At 71.6% G+C, this 17,623-nt stretch carries 15 protein-coding genes and 1 pseudogene; 11 read left to right on the top strand and 5 right to left on the bottom strand.

Annotation, left to right across the window (positions count from 1 at the left end):
• Positions 1-112: 112 nt before the first annotated feature.
• Positions 113-571 (bottom strand): annotated as a pseudogene (locus FJ694_RS38055) (DNA/RNA non-specific endonuclease); the annotation flags it as partial.
• A gap of 744 nt (positions 572-1,315) precedes the next feature.
• Between FJ694_RS38055 and FJ694_RS29960 the strand changes: the two are divergent.
• From FJ694_RS29960 to FJ694_RS29940, 5 genes are all read left to right on the top strand, one after another.
• Complete coding sequence (locus tag FJ694_RS29960) at positions 1,316-1,717, top strand: HIT family protein (RefSeq protein ID WP_157271199.1); 402 nt, start codon at positions 1,316-1,318, stop codon at positions 1,715-1,717.
• Positions 1,718-1,721: 4 nt separating this feature from the next.
• On the top strand, positions 1,722-4,751 hold the full coding sequence (locus FJ694_RS29955; protein WP_198321069.1) for a DEAD/DEAH box helicase family protein: 3,030 nt from the start codon (positions 1,722-1,724) through the stop codon (positions 4,749-4,751).
• 36 nt (positions 4,752-4,787) lie between these two features.
• Positions 4,788-5,711, top strand: a complete 924-nt coding sequence (locus tag FJ694_RS29950) for an HNH endonuclease (RefSeq protein WP_157271197.1) — start codon at positions 4,788-4,790, stop codon at positions 5,709-5,711.
• A gap of 846 nt (positions 5,712-6,557) precedes the next feature.
• Positions 6,558-6,755, top strand: a complete 198-nt coding sequence (locus tag FJ694_RS29945) for a hypothetical protein (protein ID WP_157271196.1) — start codon at positions 6,558-6,560, stop codon at positions 6,753-6,755.
• 124 nt (positions 6,756-6,879) lie between these two features.
• On the top strand, positions 6,880-7,368 hold the full coding sequence (locus tag FJ694_RS29940) for a hypothetical protein (protein ID WP_157271195.1): 489 nt from the start codon (positions 6,880-6,882) through the stop codon (positions 7,366-7,368).
• Positions 7,369-7,433: 65 nt separating this feature from the next.
• Here the strand turns inward: FJ694_RS29940 and FJ694_RS29935 are convergent, their stop codons facing one another.
• Positions 7,434-7,682 (bottom strand): hypothetical protein, encoded by a 249-nt coding sequence (locus FJ694_RS29935; protein WP_232540289.1) that lies wholly within the window; start codon positions 7,680-7,682, stop codon positions 7,434-7,436.
• Between the two features lie 557 nt (positions 7,683-8,239).
• Here FJ694_RS29935 and radC point away from each other — a divergent pair.
• Positions 8,240-8,689 (top strand): RadC family protein, encoded by a 450-nt coding sequence (gene radC, locus FJ694_RS29930; protein ID WP_198321070.1) that lies wholly within the window; start codon positions 8,240-8,242, stop codon positions 8,687-8,689.
• A 94-nt stretch (positions 8,690-8,783) separates the two neighbouring features.
• Here radC and FJ694_RS29925 read toward each other — a convergent pair whose 3' ends face one another.
• The 3 genes from FJ694_RS29925 to FJ694_RS29915 all read right to left on the bottom strand — a co-directional run bounded on the left by FJ694_RS29925 (position 8,784) and on the right by FJ694_RS29915 (position 11,473).
• On the bottom strand, positions 8,784-9,722 hold the full coding sequence (locus tag FJ694_RS29925) for a tyrosine-type recombinase/integrase (RefSeq protein ID WP_157271193.1): 939 nt from the start codon (positions 9,720-9,722) through the stop codon (positions 8,784-8,786).
• Positions 9,723-9,953: 231 nt separating this feature from the next.
• Positions 9,954-10,238: a helix-turn-helix transcriptional regulator gene (locus FJ694_RS29920; protein ID WP_232540288.1), complete on the bottom strand. Its 285-nt coding sequence runs from the start codon at positions 10,236-10,238 to the stop codon at positions 9,954-9,956.
• Positions 10,239-10,678: 440 nt separating this feature from the next.
• A complete protein-coding gene (locus FJ694_RS29915) occupies positions 10,679-11,473 on the bottom strand; it encodes a DUF1845 domain-containing protein (protein WP_157271192.1) in 795 nt (264 codons plus the stop codon).
• A gap of 569 nt (positions 11,474-12,042) precedes the next feature.
• On the opposite strand from FJ694_RS29915, the gene FJ694_RS29910 reads away from it, so the two are divergent.
• The 5 genes from FJ694_RS29910 (at position 12,043) to FJ694_RS29890 (ending at position 17,321) form a co-directional block, all read left to right on the top strand.
• Positions 12,043-12,510 carry a hypothetical protein gene (locus FJ694_RS29910; RefSeq protein WP_232540287.1) on the top strand — a complete coding sequence of 156 codons (468 nt, stop codon included), beginning with the start codon at positions 12,043-12,045 and terminating at the stop codon, positions 12,508-12,510.
• Positions 12,511-12,702: 192 nt separating this feature from the next.
• Complete coding sequence (locus FJ694_RS29905) at positions 12,703-13,014, top strand: hypothetical protein (RefSeq protein WP_157271191.1); 312 nt, start codon at positions 12,703-12,705, stop codon at positions 13,012-13,014.
• Between the two features lie 62 nt (positions 13,015-13,076).
• Positions 13,077-14,678 carry an ATP-binding protein gene (locus FJ694_RS29900; RefSeq protein ID WP_198321068.1) on the top strand — a complete coding sequence of 534 codons (1,602 nt, stop codon included), beginning with the start codon at positions 13,077-13,079 and terminating at the stop codon, positions 14,676-14,678.
• 298 nt (positions 14,679-14,976) lie between these two features.
• The gene (locus tag FJ694_RS29895; protein ID WP_157271189.1) at positions 14,977-15,990 is read left to right on the top strand and encodes a DUF7146 domain-containing protein; all 1,014 of its coding nucleotides are present in this window, start codon (positions 14,977-14,979) and stop codon (positions 15,988-15,990) included.
• Positions 15,991-16,256: 266 nt separating this feature from the next.
• Complete coding sequence (locus FJ694_RS29890; RefSeq protein ID WP_157271188.1) at positions 16,257-17,321, top strand: DUF932 domain-containing protein; 1,065 nt, start codon at positions 16,257-16,259, stop codon at positions 17,319-17,321.
• Positions 17,322-17,623 lie beyond the last annotated feature (302 nt).

The raw sequence follows: 17,623 nt of genomic DNA, 5'->3' as shown, positions 1-17,623 counted from the left end.
GTACGAATCACCGGGCAACGTCACGTTCGTGCCCGGTGTTGGCGGTCGGTATTCCAGCCGGTCGCCCTGTCTTATCCCTGCTTAATCTACTGAACAAGGTGCATCATGAAGTCCACGCCTTGTTCTCGGGTGCCTGGGGCACCATGTTCGCAAGGGAAAACGACTGTGCCATGGCCTGCGCCGTGGGCATGTCGGCAGCCGGCGCCATGTGGCCTCGGTCGTAGCCCGAGCCCTTGTAGTCTTCCAGCGTCGCGCGCTCGGCCTGCGGCAGCCGGGCGTCCGCGAAGAACCTGTTCGTGCGCTGCTCGTCTGCAGCGTCCTGCAACTGGGCGACGGTCAACCGCTCGACCGCGAACACGGGCGTCTTCGTATGGCCGGAATGCAGGATGGCAAACGCGTCGTAGCACAGATCGCGTGGCAGCCTGGTCTGCAGGTCCGGCACGCGTGGCAGTTGTCCTGGGAAGAAATCCCGGCACTTGTCGAAGCCGTTGACCGGCTCCGCTGTTGTCGCGACCGCATCCGGCTTGGGCGCTTTGCCCGGGAGCTTGTCCTTGTTGCAGGCGGCCAGCATCAGCGTGCACGCCACGGCCAGGAAGAGGGAAGAAGTTTTCGTCATCATCGTTCGGCAGCTTCCCGTCGACTGCTTCAGGAACGTGGAGGGCCTCTTGCGGCTCCAGGCCGCGGTACGTCGCCGACTGTACCGGGTTCGAGACCGGGCCTGGAGCCGCAAGCCAAGGCCTTCGGACAGTGGGCAACGGGGTGCCCGCATCGCTCCATGCCGTGACGGCCTTCCATGACTTTTCCTCTGAGGCACAACGCGGCCTGCTGCCGGGAGGCATCCCGGAGTTTCTCCTGCGCCGGCCCATGCCCGGGTCGATGCGAGAGCACTGTTCCGTGGACTGCTGTACTCACTGACCGAAACAGGGCACGCGATCCTCGCTGGCAGCAGGGGGGCCCGGCACCTTGCAATGCGAGCATGCTGACCACGATCTCCAGTCGGTGAATGGAGGAAGGACGGTGCTGCTGATCCGGATCGGATGGCCGGGGCCCTATTCCAGGAGCGCCGCCAGGCCGTCACGGCTCGTGTACCAGCGCGTGCGCAGGTACACGGCCCGCACCTGCCGTCCGGGGCACTGGCCGGCATGCAGTCGCAGCCCCGCGCACGGCATCCTGGCGTCCGGCCAGGGGCTCCAGGAAGGTTCGCCACCGTGCCCCGTCGCGACCGAGCCGGCCATTGCACCCAGTACGATCAGGGAAACATCAACTGATCGAAGTCGGCCACCAGCTCCAGCCGGTGCGTTGCCAGGAGTCGCCGTTGCAGTCCCTCGCCCCTTGTCCGTTCTGCTCCCTGCCTGCGCAGCGGGTGCTCGCTGAACGCCCCACCGCCTGGCTGATCCGGGACGGTTTCCCGATCAATCCCGGCCACTGCCTGGTCATCCCGAAGCGCCACGTCGGCTCCTGGTTCGAGGCCACGGAGCAGGAGCGTGCCGACCTGACGTCGCTGCTCGACGAGGGCAAGGCCCTGGTGGACGCCGAGTTCGCGCCTGCGGCCTACAACATCGGCATCAACGACGGCCCGGCCGCCGGGCAGACCATCTCGCACCTGCACGTGCACCTGATTCCCCGCTTCCCGGATGACGTCGCGGACCCGCGCGGCGGCGTGCGCTGGCTCATTCCCGAGCGTGCCGACTACTGGTCCGGCCGCGCACGGGACTGAAGGCGTGTACGAAAAGCTGATCCGCGACCTGATTCCCGAACTGGCCCGTGCAGAGGGTCGGGAACTGCAGGTGCGCGTGGCCCGGGACACGGAGTTGGGCAGGCTGCTGTCACGCAAGCTGATCGAGGAGGCGAGCGAGGTCGGCGATGCGCTGGCCATGGGCGACCGTGCGGCGCTGGTGGACGAACTCGGGGACCTGTACACCGTGCTGGCGGCCGTGGCCGATCGCCACGGCATCGGCCTGGACGAGGTGCAGGAGGCTGCGCGGCGCAAGCACCTCACGCGCGGCGGCTTCGACGCCGGTCTGGTGCTGGGCGAGCCGGCGCCCAGCACCCAGCGGCTGCACGTGGGCGGTGGCCACACCCTGGTGGACGCGCTGCGGCACGAGCTGAAGCACTGCCGCGCAGCGGGCCTTGCCGTGGCCTTCGTGATGCGAAGCGGCCTGGATCTCATGGAGGGTGCGCTGCGCGCAGCGCTGCTGCGCGGGGCCGACATCCGTTTCCTCACCACCGACTACCTCGACGTCACCGAACCCGAGGCGCTGGAGCGCATGCTGCAGTGGAGCGGCCGCTTCGAGGCCCGGGTGTTCAGCCACCCGGACCGCAGCTTCCATCCCAAGGCCTACTGGTTCGAGCGTGCCGACGGCAGCGGCCGCGCCTTCATCGGCTCGGCCAACTTCTCGCGCATGGGCCTGCGCGACGGCGTGGAGTGGACCTGGTCGGTGCTGGACGTCGATGCCGGCCACCCGATGGCCGAGATCCGCCACCGCTTCGACGAGCTCTTCCACCATGAGCACGCACAGCCGCTTTCCCCCGGCTGGCTGCAGGCGTACCGTGCCCGGCGCGTGCCGCGCGACTGGACACCGCGCAAGGCCGCCACGCGCACGCAACCGCGGCCGGTGCAGTCGCTTGCCCTCAAGGAGCTGGAGCGGCTGCGTGCCGACGGCGAGACACGGGCGCTGGTGATCGCCGCCACCGGCCTGGGCAAGACTTTCCTTGCCGCCTTCGACGCCGCCGGCGCGGACCGGGTGCTGTTCCTCGCTCACCGGGAGGAACTGCTGGTGCAGGCGGCCAGGGCCTATGCCGCCCTCTACCCGGACCGCACGAGGGGCTTCGTCATGGCCGGTCGCGAGGAGATCGGGTGCGACATCGTGCTGGCCTCGGTGCAGACGCTTTCCCAGCCGCGCTGGCTGGCAAGCGCGGAGCTGGCACGCTTCGACTACGTGGTGGTGGACGAATTCCACCACGCCGCGGCCGACAGCTACGCCCGCCTGCTGGACGCGCTGCAGCCGCGCTTCCTGCTGGGGCTCACCGCCACGCCCTGGCGTGGCGACAACCGGGACCTGATGGCACTGTGCCATGGCAACGTGGCCTACGAGGTGGGCCTGTTCGACGCCATCAGCTACGGCTGGCTGGTGCCGTTCCGCTACTTCGGCGTGGCCGATCGCGTGACCTACACGAGCGAGATGCTCACTCGCGCGGGGACCTACGACACCGAGCAGCTGACGCGGGCCTTCAACACACCCGAGCGCGCGGCGCTGGTGCTGGAGAAGTACCGTGCCCACCCGTCGCGCGCCGCGCTGGGCTTCTGCGTCTCCATCGCGCACGCCGACTTCATGGCGCAGGCCTTCAGCGCCGCCGGCATCCCAACCGCCGCGGTGCATTCCGGGCCGGGCTCGATGCCACGGCAGGAAACCATCGACCGGCTCACGAGCGGAGCCCTGCGCATCCTCTTCACGGTGGACCTCTTCAACGAGGGCGTGGACATCCCCTGCGTGGACCTGGTGCTGTTCCTGCGCCCCACGGAGTCCATGGTGGTGTTCCTGCAGCAGCTCGGGCGCGGCCTGCGCCTGGACGACGGCAAGCAGCACCTCACCGTGCTGGACTTCATCGGCAACTACCGCCGGGCCCACTACAAGCTGCCGTTCCTTGTCGGCGGGCACGGCGAGGACACGGCCAGCGCCAGCACGGCGCTCGAGATGCTGCAGCGCTGGCAGCAGGGCGTGCGCCCCGATGGCATGCCGGAGGGCGTCACGGTCGAGCTGGAGCCCGTGGCGCTGGAAGCCCTGCGCCAGAGCCTGCGCACCGCCTCGCCGCTGCGTGCCCTGGTGCTGGAGGACCTGCGTTCCCTGCACGGGCGGCTGGGCCGCACGCCGACGCTGGCCGAGGTCGAGCGCCTGGGGCGATACGGACCAAGGCAGTGCAAGCAGGCCCTGGGCTGCCGGCGCTGGCACCAGGTTGTCATTGCCCTGGGCCAAGCCGACGAGGCCGGCAGGACGCTGGACGTCCAGGCCGGCGCCTTCCTGGAGGAAGTCGAGACGACCAGGATGACGAAGTCGTTCAAGATGGTCGTGCTGCTGGCCATGCTGCAGGGGCCGCACTTCCAGGCCACCATCGGCATGGAGGCGCTGGTGGCCTTCTTCAGGCACTACTTCGCCGAGGAGCGGCACCGGCTCGACATCAACGGCACGGACGTGCAGGACGGCGAGGCGGCGAGCGACACCACTTGGAGTGGCTACCTGCTGTCCAACCCGATCAACGCCTGGATCGGCGGCAGCACCAGGAAGCCGAGCCCCTACTTCGCCTTCGACGAGGCGGCGCGCGAGTTTCGCTACATCGGGCCGCAGCCGTCCGGCATGGCTGTCTTCCACCGGGCTCTGCTGGAGCGCGTGACCTGGCGGCTCGCGGACTACTGGGGTCGTCCTTCGCCGGGACGGTTCGTGTTTTCGGTGATCCCGACAGGCAGCGGCCAGGGACTGTGCATCATGTTCGGCAACGGTGCGAGCCGAGCCGGTCTGCCGGACGGCTGGCACCCGGTGCGCATCAACGGCCGCTTTGCCTACGGCAAGTTCGTGAAAGTCGCGCTCAACGTGCTCAAGACGACGCCCTCGGACGACGGCTCGGCGCCGAACCTGCTGACCGACGAGCTGCGCCAACTGCTTGGTGTGCCCCATAACGACGTCCGGGGTAGGCGTCTGCGCGTGCGGCTGGTGCCGCTGCCTGCGGAAGGCTCCTGGGCCATCGAGGCGGCCTGACGGCGATGATGGTGCCGTACTGATAGAGACCCCGACATGCCGGACCTTGATCAGACCGATACCCTGATGCGCAGTGCCGCCTTCACGCATGTACGGCGGATTCAGGAATTGCACGACACGCTGACCCAGGAGCACCTGAAGGCCGGCTTCAATTGGCGGGGTGAGCGCATCCCGCTGGTGAACCCTCAGCGCGGCATTTTCAAGCCGCGGCAGATGCCCTATCTGCTGTCCATCCGGACCGTTTTCCCCAGGGCCGGCAACCGAGTCTGGTACGACGACCAACGGCATGTCCACCGGCAGATTTATGAAGGCGACGAGGCCGTGGACTATGCCTTCATGGGCAACAACCCGGAGGCGGCCGACAATCGCTGGCTCAAAGAGGCCTGGGAGCGGGAGATTCCGGTCATCTACTTTCTCGGCGTGGCGCCCGGGCGTTACCAGGTACTGGTACCGACCTTCATCGCCGGCTGGGATCCCGTCAAGAAGCAGGCTCGCATCGCGTTCGGGCTGCCGGGTGAGTCGTCGCTGGCTGCCGAACCGCCAGCCAGGCGCTATGCCTTGCGCACGGTCAAGCAGCGCCTGCATCAGGCATCGTTTCGGGCTGCCGTCATCACGGCCTACCAGGGACGCTGCGCCTTGTCAGGGCTGCCGGAGCCGATGCTGCTTGACGCCGCACACATCGTTGCCGACAAGGATGAACGGCTGGGCCAACCCGTTGTGCCCAATGGCATCCCGCTGTCCAAAATCCATCACGCGGCTTTCGACGCGCATCTCATCGGTATCGATCCTGACTACCGTGTTCATGTCTCGGAACGGCTCCGATCCCAGAACGACGGTCCCATGCTGGAGGCCCTCAAGCGACTGCACATGAGCCAACTGCATCTGCCTTCCCGGGACCGAGATTGGCCGGATCGCGATCGACTGGCAGCACGTTTTGACATTTTCAAAGCTGTGGCTTGATAGCTTGCAGTAGCGGTGACCCGACTGCGCCTCTCTTACTGCCAATGCGCCACACGGTTTCGCCAGTACGCGCCGCTGGCGTAGTCTCCAGAAGAGTCGTATCAAATTATTTACGACACTTGGTTGAGTCAGGTAAGCCTTCCACCGGCAGCAACGCCATACACAAATGCCCGCCATAGCGTGGGCAAGTCATTGGTAAACCTTCGCCGGTGGTACTCTGAGCATCGGCCTTGGGGCGCGGCGCGCCAAACTACTCGTGCTACCTGTAGGCATCGAGCCTGCAAAGCCTTCACCGGGCCTGGCCCGCTGAAGTCCGGCAGCCGCCGGCGTTGCGGTCGTTACCCGCCCTGAAGTCACCGGGCCATTGCCCGGACTGGCCGCCCATGCGGCGTGAGATCGCGTCCTGCCATCGGCAGGACCTGAAGTGAAACCGGCGGACCGCCCGGTCCACCGGACAGGTGTCCCCAGCCGCGGTGCCTCGTGCACCGCCGACCTGCCGACACCGAGCACGGCCCTGACGTTTGCGTCGAGGGCCTGACCATCCATGGCGCGCCTCACGGCCGCGCCATCGAGCCGCCCGGACCCTCGCGGTCCGGGCATCCCGGACGGGGAACCATGTTCCCCGGCGGGAGCAGGCGTTCCCCTTCGCCCCGTGAAGGAGAACGCGATGTTCGCACCCCGTGTGATGCCAGAGACACGGCCGGTGGGCGTCCTGCTGGGCGGCTCCGGCCGTCCCCTGCCGCCCTGCCCGCTGCCGGCGCGAAAGGCCGCGCTGCTGTTTTCCGCCCCGCCTCGCCGCCGGGACGAACCTGTAGCGTCCGGCCAAAGGCTGGTGGAGGCGGTGGCGTGATCGACGTCTACCGCAGGCGGATCGCCGCGATGGTGGTCCGGTTGGCTAGGGAGGATCCCGAACTGGTCAAGGAGGTGATCGCCCGCCTGCGCCGGGACCGCGAGATCGAATCCGACGACCTCGTCTACCTGGAGCGGATCGCGGACGACTGGATCCGCGTCACAGCGGACAACCGCCGGTCGGCACGCCACTGACCGACCGGAGCGAACGTGGGGCCGGTCCGGATCTTCCGGCCGGCCGCCACGTCTTCATCAACCCCGAGGGGAGCCCATCTCCCCGGCCGGGGCACAGGGGCACTCCTCCACCGGAGCCTTCCCCATGAGCATGCAGGCAACCTCTCCGCGCGACCGCTACCGCGCCGTGGAGATCGAGGAAATGCGGGCCTGGGTCCGCTTCTACCGGCGGGCGGGCGATCCCGACATGGCCATCGAGATCCTGGCGCTGCTCGACGGCGACAGGCAGGCCCGGCGCGACCACATGGCGCTCTACCTGCTCTGCAGGGAGTCGCTGCGCGTGCACCAGGCGCGCACCGAGCGCAGCCGGCGCGTCGGCCACTTCGTGCGGCTGGCCTGCGCCACGCTCTTCGTCGCGCCCGTGCGGGCGCTGCGCCGGGCGATGTCCCGGAGTGCCGGGCTGGTGGTCGAGTGCCTGCCGGAAACCCGCGCCGAGCCGGCCGTCCGGAAGCTGCGCCAACTGAATGCCGCAGAACGGCAAGGCGTGCCGGGAAGCGACGAACTGCAGGCGCCACCCGGGTCCGCGGTCGGCGCGCCCACCGCATCGGGCACCGACGACGCCCGGCCGGACTGAGAGCGATGTCGTGGGCACACCGGTGCGCGCGAGCCACCCCGGGGCTCCGCGCCCCGGGGCGCCTCTCAAGCCTGGCGCTCGCAGCGTGCGCGCGCCTGGTCGATCAGGGCGTGCAACTGCCTGGTTTCCCTGGACACTCCCCAGTAGTACGCCTTGCAACGCGCCACGTAGGCGTCCAGGTCGGCCAGCGTGCGGATGCCGGCCGGCTCGATGTCGGTGAGCCTGAGGAACAGGTCCCTTTCCGGGCGCGTGAGCCGGATGCGCTGGCCGAGGCGGATCATGGCGATGGCGTGAATGTCGAGGATGGATGGCATCTTCACGCGGTCCAGCCATGCCATGCAGGCCGATACAGATGCATGCGTAACGACTTCTACAGTGCGACTGCAGTGCGACCGAGCTGCCGGTGCAGTCCGATCTGCGCGTGATTGACGAACCGGCCCACCACACTGACAGGCGCGGCCTGCGTTGCGCCCGCAATCCCGCCACCGCGCCTGCCCTTGCACGTGGCGCCGGCGGCCGTCGGCGGACCCGGCAGCCCGTCCGGCGCGAGACTGGTGGCCCCAACCGATCCACGGATCGGCCTCCGACAGGAGGTTCCTGGCCCAGCCAGGCGTCGCAGTCGATACCTGCCCCATTCTTCGCGCGCCCAGGCGCGCGTCCCGCGCGGGAACCTCGTTCCCGTCGGGGACCGGCGTTCCCGTGCTCCATCACGGAGAACGCCATGGAGAATCTGTCATTGCTGTCGCACGCGGAACTGGTTGCCGCGCTTCTGGCGCCCGCCACCCCCGAGGAGATCATGCAGGCCGCCCGGGCCGACGTGCAGGCTCCCGCCTGCCGCGACGGTGCGCTCGATGCCGCAGGCACGGGCGAGATGCTGCTGGACCACCGTCTGGCCGTCGCGCGCGAGCTGCTGCTGCGGCACCTGCGGGCACGCATGTGCACCGGCCCGCTGGTGGAGTCGCCCCGGGTAATGCGCGACTGGCTGCGCCTGCGCCTTGCCGGGCTGGAGCACGAGGTGTTCATCGTGCTGTTCCTGGACACCAGGCATCGCCTGATCGAGGCGGTGGAGATGTTCAGGGGCACGCTGACGCAGACCTCCGTGTACCCGCGCGAGGTGGTCAAGGGCGCGCTGGCGCGCAACGCCGCCGCGGTGGCGTTCGCGCACAACCACCCGAGCGGTTCGGCGGAGCCCAGTCACGCCGACGAGTTCCTGACCCAGCGCCTGAAGACGGCGCTGGCGCTGGTGGACGTCCAGGCCCTCGACCACCTCGTCGTGGGCGCGGACCAGGTGGTCTCGTTCGCCGAGCGCGGACTGATCTGAGAACGCGGCGCCGGGTTCCCTCGCGCCGCGGGCGGCATCCCCCCTGGACGGGCCCGAAGCCCTGTCCAGGGTGTCCCGCCAGCGCCGGCCGGGTTCAGACCAGGTCCTGCATCAGGACGGCCAGGGTCGGTCTCTGCCTGGGGAACATCTCGCGCACGGCGCTGCGCTCGCTGATGCCCAGGATCAGCCCCACCTGCTCCTCGTCGGCGCCGCGCTCGTAGAGGCGCATCGCCACGGTGTGGCGGACGGACAGCGCGGTCATGCCTTCGAGCTCCGCATAGCGGAACAGCTTGCGGTAGGTCTCCAGGATGGCGCGGCAGAGGTAGCGGTGCTGGCCCTCCTCGCCGTGGTAGACGATCGGGAAACCCGCGCCCGACGGCGTCAGGAACAGCGGGCTCTCCGGGTCGAGGCCGCGCCAGGCGTCGGACTCCCCGAGGCCATGGCGGCGTTCCAGCCGCTGCGCCAGGTACAGGTCCAGCGCCTCAACGAGCCGGCGGCTGGCGAAGTACAGCGGCCGCGCCCGGCCGGTGATGGCGGCGCCGGACGGCAGGACGGACTCGACCCGTACCTCGCCCTGGGCGTCCACGTAGTCCTTCACCCGAAGCCGAGCGATCTCGAGTGGCTTGGCGCCGGTCGCGAACAGCAGGTAGAACAGGGCCACGTCGCGCACGGCCTGCGCGCTGCGGCCCCGGATGCGCTTGATGGCCAGCTCGATCTCCTCGGGGGACACCACCCGGGTGGCGCGCGATGCCGGCGCGGGCGCGGGCTCGAAGTGCTCCAGGGCCTGCAGGATCGCCTCCCGGTGCTCGCGCAGCCGCCGCACGAAGGCGGTGCCGCCCTCGCTCAGGCCCTCGATCCCCACCTCGCGGCTGAGGCGGCCGGACAGGGCCTTGACGCGCCGCTCGACCGCCGTGCGCGTGATCCCGAACTCGGCAGCCACGGCCTCGTAGGTGCTGCCGGACAGCACGTGGCGCAGCATCGCGACGGACAGCGCCGCCGTGTCCTTGCCACCTTCCGTTGCGTCATCACCCATTCAGGCCCTCCAAGGGCTGTGGAACATTCCCGTTGCACCGGTAACGCCGGCGGGCTGGCCCAGGCAGCAGCGCCACCCGGACCGGCTTGCCTTCGCCGGATCGTGGGAACGATGCTACGAAACCACAGGGTCCCCCCGGGTCCACCCCTGGGAGGGAAAGACCTCCCGTGGGTGCTGTGCCCCTTGCGGGGGATGCGATCCCCTCGTGGAGGGATCGCGGGCGTCGGGCCGCTATCGGCCCTGCTCGGCGATCCAGCGCCGCACGTCCTCTGCGCGCCAGGCCGTGACGCGCTCGGACAGGTGGACAGGCTCGGGGAAGCTGCGCGCGCGCACGCGCCGCCAGAGCGTGGAACGGGACACCGGCACGAACGCCAGCACCTGGTCCTGGCGCAGGAAACCCGTGTCGGGCAGGCGCAGCCCGGAAGGCCCGGCCACGGGCTGCACGGGGGCGGCCGCCATGGGCCGCGGGGAACGGGCAGAAGAAGCCGCCGGGGCGGCCGCAGGGGGTTTGCGCATGATCGGGCTCCTCGGCGGCTTCGGCCGCCGACGGCCATGACCGGCTCTGCGCGGGCCACGTCCGGTCATCGGAAGGCGTGGCCGCCGGGGACGCAGTCGAGGCCGCATGCCGCCGGCGTCCCGGACTGGCGGCACGGATGCTTCACTCGGCGGCGTGACGGTCACGCCGCGCCGGGAGGCCGCACGGGGGTCCCTCCCTCGCCAGCGGCCCGGCCAGGGCGGCCGGCACCGGCTGGCGGCCTGGTCACGGGCAGGTATCGTCTGCGGCGCTCCCGCGTGTGCGCGGGAGAGGTTCGGGCGGGATGCGGCGGGTCGCGCCGGCACGGCACCGCATTCCCGTGGCGGTCGGCGTCCCCGGCATTCGGGCGCCCGCGGCAGGGCCGCAGGCGGTGGCGGATCGGTGCTGGCAGTCCATGGCCGGCTCGGCAGCGCCAGCAGGCTCAGCGGGTCGGCGCGAGTGCCTCGGCGTCGCCCTGCGGAGCCTGGGCGTCAGGTACGGCGGTGTCGTCCTCCGGGGCGGCCGCCGCGGCCCTGGTCTCCTCGGGAGCCGGGAGAACAGCCACGGCGGCCGGCGGTGCCGCATCCGGCAGCGCCGGCCGCTCCGCGCCCGCATGCCCGGAGGCCAGCGCATTCATGCGCCGGCGCAGCAGGTTCGCGTAGCCGCGCGCCGCGATCGCGATGCCGCGCCCCTGGCGCTTCAGCGCGGCGCGCTGGGCGTCGAGCTCGCGCACGCTGATCACGTCGTGGATCTCCAGCGTCTGCAGCATCGGCATGATGCGGTCCAGCCGGCCCAGCACCTCCAGGTAGCGGCGCCCGAAGGAGGACAGCACGGGCACCTCGACCTCCAGCGGCTGTGCGTCGTAGGTCGCCGTCTGCCGGATGCCGTGGGCCTGGAACAGCGCCTCGGCGCCGTCGATGGCCTGGTCGAGGCCCTGGATGGCCTCCTCCAGCAGCTGCCGCAGCGTCGCCTCGATCCGGGCGATCTCCTCGTGGTCCGCACCGGCACGGGCGATCACGGAGATGAAATGGGTGTTGAGCTGCAGCGTGGCGAACATGCGCACGAACAGCCGCTTGGCCTCGGCGCTGTGGAAGCGCGCCGTCATCTTCACGCTCGCGCCCTCGACGCGCCGGTAGTCCGCGGTCACGCGGCGCGCCAGGATGCGCTCGTTGATCCGGCCCTCGTCGGCCCTCGTGAAGCGCGAGCCGGGGATGGTCAGCGGCGTCTGGGCTGGCATGGGCGTCCTCCGGCAATGGCGATGCTCGGCCCCAGTGTTTGACACGTCCTGATCCCGTTGCCATGCGAAAGGCCCCCTCCGAAGCGACCCATTCGCCATCAGCCTCGCGGCCGCAACCCCCGCCGGGTTGACCGGCGACGGGGCCGGGCCTACCTTGGATCCACGAGCAGCAGCTGGCCCTGCATCCCTGGCAAGCCCTGGAGACGGTTTCCCGCCGGCGCCGGTTCCCGACCGGCGCACGGGTCCGATGACGAGCGCGTGCGCTTTGGAGGCGGCGGCCCGGCCCTGCCCTCCCAAGCGCACTTCCCCGATCGGTTGCTGGCACACCGATCACGCGGCCGCTGCCGCGCCCAGCCAGCCCCGCAAGCGCGACCCACCGGTCGCCGCCGGTCCTCGCGACCGGCCCATGCCATCCCCCGGGGGCCCGGTCCCCGCGGGGCGTTCCGCGCGGCCTCCGCATGACCCTGGAGGCCACGATGAAGGAGCCCGCCACGGGGCCCGCCCGCGACACCCGCGGGTAGCCCCTGCCACGGAGCGCGCCCGCCGGCGCGCTCCCCGAGGACGCCAAGGTGCCTTCGCGCGACGCCGCGGACGCGGTGCCGGGACGAGACGCCCCGCCGGACCCCTGGTCCGAGGAGGAGGTGGTACTGCTGCACTGGCGGCTGCTGCAGGAGGTCGCGGCCCTGTCCGACCCCGAGGCGCCGCTGGAGGCCAAGCTCGACACCCTGTGCTGGGTCTTCACCGAGCGCGACAAGGATGCCGGGCCGTTCTCGTTCGCGAGCTGCCTGCGCGTGGTGGGCTGCAGTCCGCTGTCGCCCATCCCGTACTGCGGCCTCGTGGACGTGGAGGAGATCCGCGACCGCATCCGCCACGGCGTGCGGCGCTGGCTCGCCGCGACGCTGGAGCGCTACCCGGCCTGGGTGCGCGAGGCCGTCGCCCGCCATCCCGGCTGGGTCGAGGCGCAGCTCGCGCGCGACCCGCAGTGGATCAACGAGCAGGTCCGCAGCCGGACCGTCCAGGGCGACCTGTTCGCCTGAGCCCGTCAACGGCCCGCCGCCGCCACGCGCGGACGGCCCCTCGCTACCGAAGGAAGGCACGCCATGCCGAACCTCCAGCCCGTCCCTGGCCGGCCCGCCACCGCGGCCCCGTGCCCCGTCCCCAGCGGACCGGGCACGTTCCCCCGCACCGCTGCCCCGGCGCAGGCCGGGCGCGACGGCTGAGGAGCGGCCATGCGCACGGCCCTGCACCGCATTCCGGTCCGGGCGCTGCACCTCGTGTGCGCGCCCGAGGACCTGGAGGACCTGGCCCGCCGGGCCGGGAATCGCGGCCACGTGTTCCTGATCGCGGGCGCCGACCGCCTCGCCTACCGGCTGCACTGGCGCCCGGTGGGCGTCGAGGTTGCGCGCCTCGACCACCGCGGGCGGGTGCTGCACGCGCGGCACCTCCCGCTCGAGAAGTTCCTCGACCACCCCGTGCTCGAGGCCCTGCACGCCGGCCAGCTGTTCACGGCCCGGGACGCCTGCGTCCCGCGGCCCCGCTGAGCCGGCTTCAGCCACCGCCGGCGGCCTCCGCAAGGGGCTGCCGGCCCTCCATGGAGACCACCATGCAGATACAGGTCCGCGTCAGCGAGGAAGGCGTGCTGCGCCACCAGCGCCACGCCTTCACCGACAGGTACACGCTCGTCACCGAGCTGCTGCAGAACGCCCGCCGCGCCGGCGCCACGCGCATCGACATCGACTTCGACGAGATGTCGGGCCGGCTGCGCGTGTCCGACGACGGTTGCGGGATCGAGGATTTCCAGACGCTGCTGACGTTCCACGAGTCGGGCTGGGACGAGGCCACGCGGCAGGAGGAGAGCCCCTTCGGGATCGGCTTCTCCCGCTGCCTCTACGCGGCCACGCGCTGCGTGGTCATGTCGCGGGGACGGCGGATCGACTTCGACACGCGCGCGGCGCTGGCGCGCGAGCCCGTCGATGTCTTCGAGTCCGGCGTGCCGGCGTCCCGCGCCGGCCGCGGCACCACCGTCGAGCTGCACGGCGTGGAGCTGCCCGACCTGGCCGGGCGCATCGGCGCCCTGTGCGCGGGCTTTCCGGTCGCGGTCACCTGCAACGGCCACGTGCTGGACCGTCCCTGGGCGGCAGACCGGCTGGCGCTGCAGGCCACGCCGATCGGCGGGCTCTGGCTGTGCGGGACACCGGACGGCTGGTCCAGTCGGGACACGGCCGTGTTCCTGCAGGGCCTGTGCGTGCTGCGGCCGTTCGACCCGCGGCCCGGCCGCATCAACGTCCTGCACCTGGATCCCCGCCAGTTCATGGCCCGCCTGCCTGATCGCGACAAGCTGATCGACGAGGACGAGCAGCGACGCCGAATCGACGCCACGCTCGGCGCCGCCTGGCGCGCCGTGCTGGAGCAGGCCAAGGCGCGGCTGCCCGCCGCCGAGTTCGTCGCGACCTACCACGCTGCCATGCAGGCCTGGGGACACCTGGACCTGCTCAACGACGTGGACGTGCTGCCGGCCGCGGCGCTGGCCACGATCGGCGGCTATCCCTGCCGGGACGACTGTGGCGATTGCGACTGCCTGCGCCCGGTGGACGTCGTGCCCACGCGCGACGCCATCGAGCGCGGGCAGGCCACGCTGGTCGTGCTCGACGACCTGGACGACGACACCGCCGCCTGCTGGATGCTGGCGCGTGCCCGGGGCTTCCTCGTGCTCGACGTCCGGGCCCTGCACTTCGGGCACTGGGTATTCGCCCATGTCCGCTTCCAGCGGGGGCAGCAGGTCCGGCTCCGGCCGAAGGGCGTGCACGCGCGCTCCCGGCTCGACGGCCGCCAGGCCCGGGCCGAGGTCGTGCTGTGCTCGAGTGTCCAGGTGACGGTCGGGGACGACACGGCGGAGATTGGCGGGGAAGGCGTTCTCCACGGGAGCACGCTCTACATCCCCGACGGCGAAGGCTCGGGCGAACCGGTGCGCCAAGTCTGCGACTTCACCGACGAGCACGGGCATTTCCTGGAGGACGACCTCGACGCGGACCGCCAGGCGCTGGCCGGGCTGATCGGCCGGCTGCGCTGCGCCGATCCGGGGGATGCACTCGCCTCGCTGCTGCGGGAGCTCCGGCCCGAGCGCTTCCCGGCGCTGCACGGCCGGCGCTTCCTCGTGACCGTGGGTGCCGACCGAGGCGGCCACCGCGTCGAGCTTGTGGCCTGAGCAACGGGCCGGGCCGATGACATGGCAACTACCCTGTCCTGGCCATGCCCGCACGGCGTGCCGGGCCGGCCTGCAGGCCGCCGGCACGCCGCAGCGGCACGAGCGCCCCGCGGCCGTTCCACGGTCCATGGCGCCCGTGCCTTCGTCCTGTCCCGCCCGCGGGGCCGGGAGCGCCAGAACCGGCGCTCCGGCCCCGTGCGGCATCACATGGAGACGACGATGAACCACTTCCCGAACCGCCCGGCCCGGCGCGCAGCGCGCGTGCCTGCCGCCGGGATACCGCACCCGGGAGGCCGCCATGGCTGACCGGACGGGCGAGTCCCGCGTCGAGCAGGTCAAGCGGCTGGCGCTCGGCCGCTGGACGGAGATCCTGCGCAGCCTCGGGGTCGAGGAGCGCATCCTGCAGCGGCGCAACGGGCCCTGCCCGCTGTGCGGCGGCACCGACCGCTTCCAGTACACCGACAAGTTCGGCCAGGGCAACTATTACTGCCGCCACTGCGGCCCCGGCGGCGGCTTCAAGCTGCTGCAGGCCGTGCTGCGCGAGGACTTCGCCTCCGTGCTGCGCCGGGTCGAGGCCTGCGTCGGTACCGGCGGCATGGCGCCGCCCCGGGACGCCGGCGCGCCCTCGCCCGAGCAGATGCGACGCCGGATGCGGCGCCTGTGGGACGCGGCCCGGCCGCTGCAGCCGGGCGATCCCGCGGACCGCTACCTGCGCGCCCGCGGCCTGACGCTGGAAATGCCGCCGGTGACGCTGCGCTGCCACCCGGCGCTGGGCTACTACGAGAGCGGCGACGACGGCCGGCCCCGGCTGGTCGGCACCTACCCGGCGCTGCTGGCCCGCATCCAGCGGCCCGACGGGCAGGTGGTCAGCCTGCACCGGACCTGGGTGCTGGACGGCGCCAAGGCGCCGGTGCCCGAGCCCCGCAAGGTCCTGTGCCCCGGCATCCAGGGCGCGGCGGTGCACCTGCACGAGGCGACCGACGAGCTCGCCGTGGCCGAGGGCATCGAGACCGCGCTGGCGGTGCACCTGGCCACCGGCCGCCCCGTGTGGGCGGCCCTGGGCGCGGGCAACCTGGAGCGGCTGCGGCTGCCGCAGACCGTGCGGCGCCTCGACATCTGGGCCGACAACGACGCCGACGGCGGCTTCGAGGGCCAGGCCAGCGCCTACGCGCTGGCGCGGCGCCTCGTGCGCGAGGCCGGCACCGCGGCGGCCACGCTCGATGTCCAGGTGATGGTGCCGCGCACGCCGGGCCAGGACTGGGCTGACGTGTGGCTGGCGCAGGCGCGAGAGCGCGCGCTGAAGGCAGCGTGACGCCATGGCACTGGGGCGCGGCACGGACAGGCGGCGCGACGCCGTCGGCCGTGCCATGACCCGGGCGGTGCCGACGATCTTCCCCTGGTCGCTGTCGCACCAGGCCGTGCCGACCCGGCGCGGCGAAGACAGCCCCGCAGACAGCGCGCGAGACCCCTCGCGCGCCCCCGGGCCGGACACCGCTCCGGCCCATTCACCCACCCCGGCGGGGCCCGCGTCCCGTCCGGGGACGTGCCGGCCCCGCTCTCTCCCGAGAGGAGCCCGCGATGAAGACAGGACGAAGCCTGGTGAGCCTGGCGCAGGAACTGGAACGCCAGCAGCAATCGAAGAGGGACCTGGTGGTCCCCTCGGCGCTGATGCACCACGAGACCGACACCGCCGGCGCCACGCGCCTGGTGGTCGAGGAGGACGGCGGCCCCGGCCGCTACGCCATGACGCCCCTGGCCCGGCGCCAGCTGGCCGAGAAGCTGCGCATCCCCTACGCGTACTTCGAACGCATGCGCGAGGAGCAGCCCGAGCTGCTCGACCGCAACGTCAACGCCTGGCTGGAGCGCGACGAGGACCGGCGCATGCTGCGCACGCTGGACGGCCAGGTGCGGGCCGTGCTGTCGGACCGCTACCGGCGGCTCGACAACCACGACCTCGCCGAGAGCGTGCTGCCGCTGCTGCAGCGGCTGCCGCAGGCGCGCTTCGAGTCGGTGGAGCTGACCGGGACGCGCATGTACCTGAAGGTCGTCACGCCCCGGCTGCAGCACGAGGTGTCGCCCGGCGACCTGGTGCAGGCCGGCGTGGTGGTGAGCAACTCCGAGGTGGGCCACGGCACGCTGTCGGTGCAGCCGCTGCTGTACCGGCTGGTGTGCAGCAACGGGCTGATCGTCTCCGACGGCTCGCTGCGCAAGACCCACGTCGGGCGCAGCCTCGCCCCCGGGCAGGAGGCCGTGACGCTGTTCCGCGACGACACCGTGCAGGCCGACGACCGGGCCTTCTTCCTGAAGGTGCGCGACGTGGTCGAGGCGGCGGTGTCCGAGGCCGCGTTCCAGCAGGCCGCGCGCCGGCTGGAGCGCACGCGCGCGATCCCGCTCGCCGGCGATCCGGTGCGCTCGGTCGAGGTGCTGGCAAGCCGTTACGCCCTCAACGAGGAGGAGCGCACCGGCGTGCTGCGGTACCTGGTGCTGGGCGGCGACCTCACGGCCTACGGCCTGGTCAACGCCGTGACGCACTACTCGCAGGACGTCGAGGACTACGACCGCGCCACCGAGTTCGAGGCGCTGGGCGGCCGGCTCGTCGAGCTGCCGCCCGCCGAGTGGAAGGCCCTGGCCGAGGCGGCCTGACACGGCCATGAGCAGGCGGACCGGCCCGTGCGACCGCCGTGCGCGGCCGGTCCGCTCCGCGCCGCCGGCCGGATGCGGCTTGCCGCGTCTACCGGCCGGCGCTTCGGGTCCCGCGGGACCCGGGCTGCACGCAGTTGCCGGCGATTTCCTGCCCTTGCGGATGGCAATGCGGCGGGGTGCCGGACGCGAGGGGGGCGGCACGCGCCGCCCTCCCCGCCGTGCTGCCTATGCTGCGGCGCACCAACGCAGTGCCCACCCGCGACCCACCGGACTTGCGCATTCCATGACACCCAGCCCGCACG

The sequence above is a fragment of the Azohydromonas aeria genome, from assembly GCF_009760915.1.
Classification (GTDB): domain Bacteria; phylum Pseudomonadota; class Gammaproteobacteria; order Burkholderiales; family Burkholderiaceae_C; genus Azohydromonas; species Azohydromonas aeria.
This window is presented reverse-complemented; position numbering and strand designations above follow the sequence as displayed.

Coding starts and splice junctions, on each gene's coding strand:
- FJ694_RS29890 (WP_157271188.1), top strand. CDS start 16,257: ATGAAGACAGGACGAAGCCTGGTGAGCCTGGCGCAGGAACTGGAACGC.
- radC (WP_198321070.1), top strand. CDS start 8,240: ATGCTGCTGGACCACCGTCTGGCCGTCGCGCGCGAGCTGCTGCTGCGG.
- FJ694_RS29900 (WP_198321068.1), top strand. CDS start 13,077: ATGCAGATACAGGTCCGCGTCAGCGAGGAAGGCGTGCTGCGCCACCAG.
- FJ694_RS29925 (WP_157271193.1), bottom strand. CDS start 9,722: ATGGGTGATGACGCAACGGAAGGTGGCAAGGACACGGCGGCGCTGTCC.
- FJ694_RS29895 (WP_157271189.1), top strand. CDS start 14,977: ATGGCTGACCGGACGGGCGAGTCCCGCGTCGAGCAGGTCAAGCGGCTG.
- FJ694_RS29950 (WP_157271197.1), top strand. CDS start 4,788: ATGCCGGACCTTGATCAGACCGATACCCTGATGCGCAGTGCCGCCTTC.
- FJ694_RS29905 (WP_157271191.1), top strand. CDS start 12,703: ATGCGCACGGCCCTGCACCGCATTCCGGTCCGGGCGCTGCACCTCGTG.
- FJ694_RS29940 (WP_157271195.1), top strand. CDS start 6,880: ATGAGCATGCAGGCAACCTCTCCGCGCGACCGCTACCGCGCCGTGGAG.
- FJ694_RS29915 (WP_157271192.1), bottom strand. CDS start 11,473: ATGCCAGCCCAGACGCCGCTGACCATCCCCGGCTCGCGCTTCACGAGG.
- FJ694_RS29920 (WP_232540288.1), bottom strand. CDS start 10,238: ATGCGCAAACCCCCTGCGGCCGCCCCGGCGGCTTCTTCTGCCCGTTCC.
- FJ694_RS29935 (WP_232540289.1), bottom strand. CDS start 7,682: ATGCCATCCATCCTCGACATTCACGCCATCGCCATGATCCGCCTCGGC.